The sequence below is a fragment of the Oleiphilus sp. HI0123 genome (assembly GCF_001635315.1).
Genome location: NZ_LWGE01000125.1, coordinates 1 through 323 on the forward strand (window position 1 = coordinate 1; position 323 = coordinate 323).

Here is a 323-nt window from a genome sequence, read left to right on the forward strand (position 1 = left end):
AAGGAGAGTTTCATTTCCTTCAGCAGCTTATCTTTCTCTTTACGTTTTTTTTCTACGCTCCATGAGTCGTCCTGGTAGACATCATGAAGTTTATCTTTGTAGCTCAAAACAAAGCTCATTAACTTCTTTTGCTCTGCTTTTGCTTGCTGATATTCTTGATATTTATGTGTTTGACTTTGGTTCTTATACCAAAGCTCAGCGCCAATCGTACCAACAGCCGTAGCGAAGTTTTCGTTAAATTTAGTATCATTTTTTATATAGAGCTTGCGATGAGAAATCTCATGTATCAACAACTCGACCAGATATACTTCATCCGTAAATAT

General features: G+C 36.2%; 1 protein-coding gene. It reads right to left on the bottom strand.

Annotated features, from left to right (window positions below; genetic code table 11):
- The coding region (locus tag A3761_RS01210) for an aminopeptidase (RefSeq protein WP_197472710.1) at positions 1-323 on the bottom strand (323 nt) is incomplete at both ends.